Source organism: Paraburkholderia domus (genome assembly GCF_905220705.1).
Taxonomy (GTDB): Bacteria; Pseudomonadota; Gammaproteobacteria; order Burkholderiales; family Burkholderiaceae; genus Paraburkholderia; species Paraburkholderia domus.
On the sequence record NZ_CAJNAT010000062.1, the window covers coordinates 1 to 9,777 of the forward strand.

Below are 9,777 nucleotides of genomic sequence, written 5' to 3' on the forward strand. Positions count from 1 at the left end.
TGCGATCCACCGTCGAGACTTACTGCTACGCCGCCCTCAGGAAATTCTCGCGCCTATGGAACGAAAGCGACGAAAACCGATCCCGATTGACACGGAAAGTCATATCAGTCCGCCGACCCAACCGGGACTCTCGTCCCCGCATCTCCGAACGTCCAAATCCGAGTGCGATTCAGACATTCGCCTCGCGATGCCCCCCGCAACGAAGTAGTCTGTCGGCAATTTCCCCGTCTTCGCGGTCGTTGAGACTTACGGTTCCTCATCTAATAGCGGCTTTGATTGCGCGCGCAGCCTCGTCCAGAGCGCTGGCAGTTGCAAGCGACTCGCGCGGAATGGCTTTTCCTGCTGCTGCGCTCGTCGGGCGCGTGGCCTGATCGGGATAGGATGAAAACTTGACGATCGTGAGGCCGGCTTTGGGATTCACCAGAATCGATTGGCCAAATCGGCCGCCGGCCGCGAATGACCTGTCACCGTCGTTCACCTGGTACCAATAGTCGTGATAGGAATAGCCGGGCCGTCCTGCGGCAAGATTGCCCTTCGCGAAGGCGCCAGCGTTGTCAGTGGGTTTTAAGGCAAGATGAATTGACGAAACCGGGAACAGCGTTGCAGCGCCGGCGGATCCCTTACGCATCAATTCACCGAAGCGTGCGGCGTCGCGTAGCGTCGTATTGAAGCCGCCGCTTGCCATTTCCGTCCCCTTGCGATCCACGACCACGTCACCGTCATCTTCAGCGATCTTTTGCCATATCGAGCGCGATACCATTTCGCTCCACGATAAACCGGTAATGCGCCGGAGCGCCCAGGCGAGCGCTTCCGGCGAGCCATTCTGGTAGTACCACATCGCACCCGCGGTCGCATTCGGCGTTGGGTGTGTCACCTTCAGAAAATCGTAGATGCTGTCCGGTGCATTGCTGCGGCGGGGGATGAATCCCACGGCGCCGAAGAGGCCAAGATCCGGTGGTAGATCTGCCGGATAACTGACCGGCACCTCCATGTCGAGGTTCTGCTGCACGGTGGCATCCCCAAATGGGGTGCCCGCCAATTCAGGTACGTACGCGGATAGCTTCGCTTCCGGGTTGAGCTTCCCCTCGTCGATCAATTGCGCGGCAATCAGTCCCGTCACCGATTTGGTCATGGAGGCCCATGCGTGAGTCTGATGCGGCGTATAGGAGTTGAAATAGCCCTCGTAAACGATCTTCCCATCGTGAATGACAATGAAACCATCGGTATAGGTTCGCCGCAGATAATCGCTGAGACTCAACGTCGTTCCATCCACGGTGAACTGCACTTTGTCAGGATCGAGCGTAGACGCTACTGGCAAAGGCATCGGCACACGCGCATGCTCGACATTGGCCGTCGGCATCATCATGCGCGTGTTGCGCAGCGCCCACCCAAGGTTGGGAAATCGCAAGGAGTTCACCTTCGTTACCAGCTTGTCCGTCGGCGGAGGAAAACCTTGCATGACGCCGAGTTCAACGGGATCCGTGACGGGCGCGGCCATTTGCGCATGCGCGGCTGTCGGCAATGCTGTGCCGATGAGCATCGCGGACACGGCGACGCGCAAGCGGATTGTCGAAGCCGACGAAAGTTTGCTGATGTTCATACGTTTTCTCTTGGTGAACGGTCTTCCAGATTCATCATTGTCATTATCGCCTTCGCAGCAGCAAGGCTCGACGCAGCACAATACGAGGTTTTTCAAAGCCATTAGAGCGACGGCCCGGAAACGCGGACGAAATTCTCCACAGCCTTGACGCCGTCGACTTGCCTTGCGGCATCGGCGGCCAACGAGACCTGCTCGTTATCGGTTACCGAACCGTTTAGCGTGACATGCCCGTCGCGAACCTTGACGAGAATGCGGGCTGCGTTCAGTCCACGGGTCCTTTCGAGTGCGGTCGCCACGCGGTGGGCAAGTTTCCTGTCCGCAGCCTTCGACGCCTTCATGGCGGCGACGGCAGAGGCGCGGGAGAACGACGCCTCTTCTGCCGGAGCGGGCGTGGGCTGCGCCATGGCATTGCCAGCGAATGCGATAAGCGCCGCGGCAAACAGGGCTTGCAGGCTTGGGTGCGGGTTAATCATGCCAATCCTTCGGTCAATATAAACAGGTAGAGAATTTGAACGCTCATCACGTCGCCGCGAATGCCTAGAAGCGGGTCATCAGGCCGACTGAAACCCCGGTCAATCCGTGGCCGCCGGGGTTGAGACCAAGAGCCGTGATGTTGGCAGGGTCATAGCGATAGGCGCCCGAGAAGCCGTTGCGATCCACCTCCGCATAGAGCTCGGTCTGCTTCGAAAGGAAATATTCGGTGATCGCAAAAGTCGTGATCTTGTGGCCGCTGGCAGACTGAACGTTGCCGAGATCGCTGGCGATGTCGTCGATGAAAGCGGCCGTGACCTGGAATGACGGCGTGACCACCCACACCATGCCGCCGCCTGGAATCTTGTCACGACGCCGGGGCGCACTCGAAGTCGTGCCGGTGACCGTGAGGTCGGCATAGTTCAGGTAAAGACGCGCCGGCCCAATCTGCAGCGTGCCGCCTGTCTGGAACGTTTGCGCCCACTGCGTCGCGGCGGCGTTGTAGGTCTTCTGATAGGACACGCCGCCAAGCGCGGGTCCCCATTGATACATGGCGGCACCGGAGAAGTTCGTACCGGCGCGCGTATTGCCGGCCACGCCGCCCGGCGAATAGCTGGCGCCGAAGCGGAATCCGCCGACCTGCCCGAGGTACTTGATGGTGTTATTGAAGCGCGAATCGAGCGTGAAATAGTTCGCGCTGTACACCACGCCGGGTTCGATTGCGATGGACTGCCCTCGCCCGCCCGCAGGGTCGATGAGAATGCCAAAGTCTTCGTTGGCGTTCAGTTGCCTGCCGAATGTCAAACGCCCGAAATCACCGGTCAAACCGACAAAGGCCGCCTGAGAAAACAGCGTACCCGAGGTCTTTACCGCGCCCGTGCCGCTGCTGAATGCGCTCTCGAGCTTGAAGATCGCCTTGAGACCGTTGCCCAGGTCCTCTTTGCCGGTGAAGCCAAACTGGTTGCCGGCGATGATATTGTTGTTGTAGCCCACGACGCTACCGCCCTTGGCGCCGTTCGTCCATCGGACGCCTCCGCCAATGTCGCCATACAGCGTGACGCTCGATTGCGCGTAGGCTGCACCAGAAAGCACGCTCATGAGCGTCACATACAAGACCTTCTTCATACGTCTCCTTGATTATTTTATGTATATTCATATGGATAACTAATAAAACATAAAACTGCCACGTATCCCGAAGTACGCGACAATAAACCGTCTTGGCGGTGCCGTCAGCCCCGTTCAACCAGGGTTGAGTTCCCCCGGCGCACGTGTCGTGCCGAGGGCGAGGCGGCGTAGCGAGCGCTGCGGGTCGAGGCAGAAAGCGCACAGCACGCCGCATCCCAGCAGCACCACGCCGCTCGCGACGCTCGCCTCTTCGAACCCAACCGCAGTCGATCGGCCGGCGCCCTCGATCAGCAAGCCGGTCACGATCGGCGCGGCGAGTCCGGCGAGTGACGAAAAACCGTTGCTTAGCGCGAGAATGCCACCCCGCTGTGAATCGGGCGTCACTTCGCCGAGCATGGCCGGCCCAATCGAGTACGTCACAAGCGTCATGCCGCTGCCGAGCGTCAGCAAGACAAACCTGAGCATCGGCGGGAGACCCGGCCACGCCAGTGAGGCAAGCAGTGCTCCCGCCACGATGAGCGTCACCGTCAGGAAGCCGCCGCGCCCAACCCGCGACGGTACGCCACGCGTCAGCAGGCGCTGGGACAGCCAGGCCAGGCCCAGGCTCAGCGGCGCGGTGATCGCCACGAACAACGCGAACATTCTGCCCGCCGTTTGCGGTGCGTAACCCATCCCAAGCTGCAGCCAGGTCGGCGTCCAGGTGAGCGTCATCGCGAGAATCCAGTTGGCAGCGAAATGCCCTGCGAAAACGCCCAGGACCGTTCGGTCCGTCAGCAGCAGCGCGTACGGAACACGCGCGGTGTGGTCCGATCGCACCGGACTCGACAGTTTCCCTTCGGCGCCGAATACGAGCCACGCGACGCACCAGAGGCCGCCAAGTGCGGACAGCACCAGAAAATTGGCTCGCCAACCCCAATGCGCGGTAATAGCCGGAATGCTCAGGCCAGCCACCAGCAGGCCGAGCGCACTGCCCTGGTGAAGTACCGCGACGGGCAGGTTGCGCTTTGCGTCGGGAAACCACTTGTAGAGCGCATGCACGGCAACCGGCGACGCAGGCCCCTCGCCCGCGCCGAGCAGGACGCGGCACGCGATCACGCTCCAGATCGAGCCGGCAACCAGCATCGGCAATTGCAGCGCGGTCCATGCGCCGGCCATCAGCAGCAACAGCCATTTTGTCGACGCGCGATTGGCCGCGAGGCCGCCGAGCACGGCGGAGATCGAGAACAGCCAGTTGAGGCTGCCCCCGATCAGCCCGAACTGCGTGGGCGACAGATGAAGCTCACGCATCATCGGTACGGAGACGAGGCCGAGCACGACCTTGTCCAGAAAGTTCACAAGCATCATCAAGGCCAGCATGATCGCGATGGACCACGCCCGCCAGGGCCGATACCCGCTTTGTTCGATTGCCATTCGGTTTGTCTCCATGATGGTCGGAACGTCTTCGCGTCCCTGGTATTGCGTTGCCTCAGCCGTCATGCTGACCGAGCAGCGGGACGGTGTCGCCTGCGTCGGGCAGACCTGCGGAGAACTTCACGGGAAAGCGCACCGCCATGGATCCGTCGTGAGCAAACTCGCGGACCATGCCGCGTGCGCGCACGTGCGGATCGAGAAACAGCTCGTGTGCGTCAAGCAGCGGCGAAACCGGCAGATCGAAAGCCTCCAGCGTTGCGAGCCATTCGGCAAGCGTGCGCTCCAGGAACATGTGCGCGAGCAGCGCGTTGACCTCGCGCTTGAACTGCTGCCTGCCGAGGCGCGATGCGAACCGGTCATCCATCAGCGCGGGGCAGTCGGCACCGAGCGCTTCGCGCAGCGTCAGCCAGAATTTGTTTTCCAGAATGCCCAGCGCGAGGTAGCGCCCGTCCCGGGTTTCAAAAATGTCGTTCTCGGGCATGACCGTCGGCGACGTCATGGGCTCCTGCGCATAATCGCGCGACGTCCACGCGGCGGGCGCCGTCCATGCCATCACGCAGTCGTGGATCGACACGTCGAGATGCTGGCCACGGCCATTCTGGCGTGCGCTGAGAACCGCCACGGCCAGCGCGAGCGCGGCATGACTCGACGCGGCATAGTCCGCGAGGCGAACCCGCGGACGCGCGACGCGCTCGCTCACCTGCACCGGTATCGACCAGAATCCCCCGAGCGCCAGATAGTTGAGATCGTGGCCGGGCAACGCCGAATACGGCCCTGTCTGCCCGAACCCGGATATCGAGCACATGACAATACGCGGGTTGACCTCCGCGAGCGTGGCGTAGTCGAATCCGAGCCGCTGCATGACGCCCGGCCGGAAGCCTTCCACGACCGCATCCGCGTCCCGTATCAGATCGAGAAACGTCGCCTTGCCGTCGGCACTTTTCAGATCGAGCGCGACCGAGCGCTTGCCGCGGTTGAGTTGCGCGAAAACTGTGCTTCCGAGTTGCCGCGCCGGATCGCCCGTGCCCGGCGGTTCAACCTTGACGACGTCCGCACCCAATTGCATCAGCATTGAAGTGCAGTGCGGCCCGGGCAACAACTGACTCAGATCGACAATCTTGACGCCGTTCAGGCATGACCAGTCCGGTTTCATCTGCATCGTTTCTTCGTAAAAGGTCCAGCGAGGCCCAGCGTACTGTGCTGGCCTGTCATGCCGCTGTGCCGGCAGGGTCGAGAATCACGCGGGCGATCGTATTGCGCTGGATTTCGCTCGTGCCGGTAAAGACACGGAACATGCGCAGTTTGCGGAACGTCTGCTCGATCGGATGATGGCGCGTCACCCCAACGTTGCCGTGAATCTGCACGGCCTTGTCCGCAATCTCAAAGCAGCGTTCCGACACGAACAGCTTGCAGGCTGCCGCCTTCATGCGCAGATCGGCACCGGCATCGGCGAGCGCGGCGGTTTGCGCGATCATGCTTTCGCATGCCCACAGCGCCGCGGCCATATCGGCGAGCATGTGCTGGATCGCCTGAAACCGTGCGATCGGACCGCCGAACTGCCGGCGTGTGCGGGCGTAATCGAGCGACGCTTCATAAGCCGCCGTGGCGAGGCCAAGCATCGTCGGACAGTGCAATAGCCGGTTGACGTTGATGCGCGACATGCCGAGCTTGAACCCGTTGCCCTCGCCGCCGAACACGTTGGCGCGCGGCACACGAACGTCGACAAAGCGAATGTCCGCATCGATGTGCTGCCCCGACATCGGCACGTATTGCTGCTCCACCGTCACGCCTGGCAGATCGAGATCGATGAGCACCGCCGTGATGGCGGGCGGCGTGGTCGATGCGTCCGTCACGCACATGACGATGGCAAAGTCGGCGAACGGTGCGCCGCTGATGTAATGCTTGACGCCATTGATCACCAGTTCGTCGCCGTCCACGACCGCCGTGGTGGCAATGCTCTGCGCATCCGAACCGGAGTGCGGTTCGGTCAGCGCGAAACAGGTCGACTTCTCGCCGCGTATCACCGGTTCGAAATAGCGTGCAAGTTGATCCGCGCTCGCATACTTGAGCATGTTGCCGACACGCGGCGGACCGCCCAGGTCGCCGAGCACATGCGGCGCGAGTGCGGAACCGGACGCGGCGAGGTCCGCCTTGAGGGCACACTGTTCGAGAATCGACAAGCCCTTGCCGCCCAGCTGGACGGGCAGGCATGCCGCGTAGAAGCCGAGTGCGGCGGAGCGGCGCCATACGCGACGCAGTGTCTCGCGCGGCCATACATCTTCGCTGCCGAGGCCGAGCTCCTGCTCCATCGGCCGCAGCTCCTCCGCGACGAAGCGGCGTATGCCCGCGCGGGTTTCGACAAACGCAGGGCTATTCAGGTAATCGAACATAAGCTTCCTCTTCAATTGACTCGGCGCGAGACGCCCTGCCAGTACTGCTCGCGAACGAGCTTGCGGGCGATCTTTCCGCTCGCGTTCTTGGGCAGATCGGCAACGAAATTCACGGTACGGGGAAGCTTGTAGTCAGCGAGCCGCGCGCGGCAATGGGTGATGATCTCGTCCGCAACCGTGTTGCGTCCGCTCTTCAGCACGACGACAGCCTTGACGCTTTCGCCCCACTTCTCATCGGGAACGCCGATCACGCACGCTTCCATGACATCGGGATGCTGGTAAAGCGAGGCCTCGACTTCAGTCGGATAGACGTTGAAGCCGCCGGAAATGATCATGTCTTTCTGACGGTCGACGAGGTAGATGTACCCTTCCTCGTCGACGCGCGCGAGATCGCCGGTCCGCAGCCAGCCGTCGACGAGTACTTCCCGCGTGAGGTCTGGCGCGCCCCAGTAGCCATGAAACACGTCGGCGCCGCGAATGACGATTTCGCCGAGCGCATCCCCGCTGACCTCGCGGCCGTGTTCGTCGACGACGAGCACTTCAGTCTCGCCGGTGGGCCGGCCGCACGACGCAAGCCGCTCCGGGCGATGGGCCATCGCGTCAGCATGATCGGCGATGGAAAGACGTGTGACGCCCGAGGTCGATTCGCTCGCGCCGTATCCTTGCGACAGCACCGGACCGATACGCGTCCACGCTTCCTGGATACGGGCCGGCGCCATTGGCGCGGCACCGTAGCCGAGCATCTTCAGGCTCGTCAGATTGGCCGTGTCCAGCGAGGGATCGTTGAGCAACATGTTGATCATCGCGGGCACCATGAACACGTGCGTGATCTTCAGCCGCTCGACTTCCCGCAGAAAGTGCGCGGGCTCGAACGTGTCGAACAGGACGAGCGTGGCGCCCGAATACAGGTATGGCTGCATCAACATGCCGGATGCGTGCGTGATCGGACCGATCAACCCGAGCCGGTCGCCGGGTTTCGCGGGACAATCCATGCTCAGCAGAATCTTGCGCAGCGACGCGAGGCGATTGCCGTAGGTCTGCATGGCGGCCTTGATCTTGCCGGTCGAGCCGGAAGAGAAGTGCAGCACGGCGAGATCGTCCGGAGACAACGCGACCTCGGGCAGACGCGGGCTGGCGCTCGAAATCAGTGTTTCGTAATCGGCGTATCCAGTCGCAGGCGCGCCAAGCGAAATGAACGACTCGACCGAACCGAAGCCAGGCGACGCACGATCGTAAGCCGTGAATCCCTCGCCTGCGATCATGACGCGCGGCGCGCAATTCTCAACGACATCCGCCGCTTCGTGTGCCGTAAAGCGCGGATTCAGCGCGGCCTTGACGAGCCCTGCCTTGTATAGCGCGCATTCGATTTCCACCAGCGCCGTGCAGTTGCGGGCCTGAACCGCAACCCGGTCGCCTTTCGCAAGGCCCAGCCCCAGGAGCGCATTCGCCAGCAGGGTCGAGCGTTCGTCAAGCTGACGGTACGTCAGCTCGCGGTCGCGATGAATGACCGCAACGTTGTCGCCCCAATAACGCGCGGCGCGGCGCAGAAAGTAAGCAAAGCCCAATCGGTGTCTCCTTTATCAAAGCTGGCGTTAGTCTGTAAGATGCAAGCCATCACCACAATGCGGCATTGGCTATAAAGCCATAGCCAACAGGAATGCCCATGGAGACCCGGGATCTGGATTACCTGCTTGCGGTAGAGGAGCACGGCGGCATCGGCAAGGCCGCGGAGGCGCTGGGCATGAGCCAGCCGGCGCTGACCAAAGCCATCCAGCGTGTCGAGGCGCAGACCGGCCTCGCGTTGTTCCAGCGCACGGCGAATGGGGCCGCGCCCACTCAGGCGGGTTCGCTGTTTCTCGCGCGTGCACGGCGGATTGCACTGGAATACGAGGACGCGCTGAAGGAAATGCACGCCATCCGTAGCGGCGAACAAGGCGTGCTGAGTCTTGGCTATTCGCCGACCGTGCCGGCTGCGCTCGTTCTGGGCGCCTGTCGCCAGTTGCTGAAGGAGCGTCCTGCTGCGCGCCTGCGACTGCGGCGCCGTCTTGCACGCGACCTTGTCGATTTACTCGTTGCGGGTGAACTCGACCTGATTGTGGCTCCCGAGCCGAAGCCGGATGCAGACGGACTATCATTCGTCGAACTCTTTCGCGATAGCCTGTCCGTGCTCGCCGATGAGTCGCATCCGCTGCACCTGAAGCGCAATCTGCGGCTGGCCGATCTGGCGGATCAGGAATGGCTGCTACCAGGGCCGACCATCCCCCTTCGTCAGCAAGTGGACGCGGCCTTCGCCAAGCTCGGTCTCGACGTGCCCAAGCTACGCGTGGAAACCGATTTCGGCAGCACCTCGCTGCTGCATCTGCTGCGCGGCACCGCGATGCTCTGCGTCGCGGGCACTGAATCGTTTGACGCGCTAGAAGGATTGCGCGCGCTCAACCTCGACACCAATGAACTCGACTTGCGCCGGCAAATCGGCGTGGTGTTTCGAAAGGGAGCGTATCTTTCTCCGCTCGCGCAGCGCGCGATGGCACTGCTCCAGGAATGGACCAACTGAACAATGCCGGCATGGTTATCTGTTGACGCTCCTTGTTGTGGTTTCCCGCGAATGTCCGCACTCGGGATGCAAGCAGACGAGCAGTCGCGAGTTTCGAGCGGTCGGAATTGGCCGAAGGACTGATATGACTTTCCGTGTCAATCGGGATCGGTTTTCGTCGCTTTCGTTCCATAGGCGCGAGAATTTCCTGAGGGCGGCGTAGCAGTAAGTCTCGACGGTGGATCGCA

General features: G+C 62.0%; 8 protein-coding genes. 1 reads left to right on the forward strand and 7 read right to left on the reverse strand.

Annotated features, from left to right (window positions below):
- Window positions 1–256: 256 nt before the first annotated feature.
- The 7 genes from KHO31_RS38595 to KHO31_RS38625 all read right to left on the reverse strand — a co-directional run bounded on the left by KHO31_RS38595 (window position 257) and on the right by KHO31_RS38625 (window position 8,561).
- Complete coding sequence (locus KHO31_RS38595) at window positions 257–1,681, reverse strand: serine hydrolase domain-containing protein (protein ID WP_236071732.1); 1,425 nt, start codon at window positions 1,679–1,681, stop codon at window positions 257–259.
- Window positions 1,682–1,701: 20 nt separating this feature from the next.
- The gene (locus KHO31_RS38600; protein WP_211626048.1) at window positions 1,702–2,073 is read right to left on the reverse strand and encodes a BON domain-containing protein; all 372 of its coding nucleotides are present in this window, start codon (window positions 2,071–2,073) and stop codon (window positions 1,702–1,704) included.
- A 64-nt stretch (window positions 2,074–2,137) separates the two neighbouring features.
- Entirely contained in the window at window positions 2,138–3,196 is a 1,059-nt protein-coding gene (locus KHO31_RS38605) for a porin (RefSeq protein WP_211626050.1), read from the reverse strand.
- A gap of 114 nt (window positions 3,197–3,310) precedes the next feature.
- The gene (locus KHO31_RS38610) at window positions 3,311–4,606 is read right to left on the reverse strand and encodes an MFS transporter (RefSeq protein ID WP_211626052.1); all 1,296 of its coding nucleotides are present in this window, start codon (window positions 4,604–4,606) and stop codon (window positions 3,311–3,313) included.
- Window positions 4,607–4,661: 55 nt separating this feature from the next.
- On the reverse strand, window positions 4,662–5,759 hold the full coding sequence (locus tag KHO31_RS38615) for a CaiB/BaiF CoA transferase family protein (RefSeq protein WP_211626062.1): 1,098 nt from the start codon (window positions 5,757–5,759) through the stop codon (window positions 4,662–4,664).
- Window positions 5,760–5,814: 55 nt separating this feature from the next.
- Complete coding sequence (locus KHO31_RS38620; protein WP_211626054.1) at window positions 5,815–6,996, reverse strand: acyl-CoA dehydrogenase family protein; 1,182 nt, start codon at window positions 6,994–6,996, stop codon at window positions 5,815–5,817.
- Window positions 6,997–7,007: 11 nt separating this feature from the next.
- Window positions 7,008–8,561 (reverse strand): AMP-binding protein, encoded by a 1,554-nt coding sequence (locus KHO31_RS38625; RefSeq protein ID WP_211626056.1) that lies wholly within the window; start codon window positions 8,559–8,561, stop codon window positions 7,008–7,010.
- Between the two features lie 98 nt (window positions 8,562–8,659).
- On the opposite strand from KHO31_RS38625, the gene KHO31_RS38630 reads away from it, so the two are divergent.
- On the forward strand, window positions 8,660–9,550 hold the full coding sequence (locus KHO31_RS38630; RefSeq protein WP_211626058.1) for a LysR family transcriptional regulator: 891 nt from the start codon (window positions 8,660–8,662) through the stop codon (window positions 9,548–9,550).
- Window positions 9,551–9,777 lie beyond the last annotated feature (227 nt).